Source organism: Lysinibacillus sp. GbtcB16, from assembly GCF_019091145.1.
Classification (GTDB): Bacteria; Bacillota; Bacilli; order Bacillales_A; family Planococcaceae; genus Lysinibacillus; species Lysinibacillus fusiformis.
Map to the genome: position 1 here is coordinate 1 of NZ_JAGXJV010000384.1, position 272 is coordinate 272.

At 47.4% G+C, this 272-nt stretch carries 1 protein-coding gene; it reads left to right on the top strand.

Annotation, left to right across the window (positions count from 1 at the left end):
• On the top strand, positions 1–242 hold a 242-nt coding region (locus tag KVT27_RS24630), incomplete at its 5' end, for a DUF5605 domain-containing protein (protein WP_217582175.1).
• Positions 243–272 lie beyond the last annotated feature (30 nt).

Consider the following 272-nt stretch of genomic DNA (forward strand, 5'->3'; position numbering starts at 1 on the left):
CGCTCACCTCATCTTGGGATTTGCCATGCGCAGGGGTCAAAGATGAATATTACTTATACTACTTCGGGTTTAATCAACCGCGGTACCGGCACTTCAACCATGAAGCGGGCATCTCGTATCGCGTAGAGGTAATTGATACATGGAACATGACCATCATGCAGGTGCCAGGCACGTTTGAAGGAGCTTTCCGAGTCGAGATGCCGGGACGCCAATATATGGCGGTTAGATTAACAGTGTGTTAATCATAAGAAAGAGGATGTCCCTAAAACCAT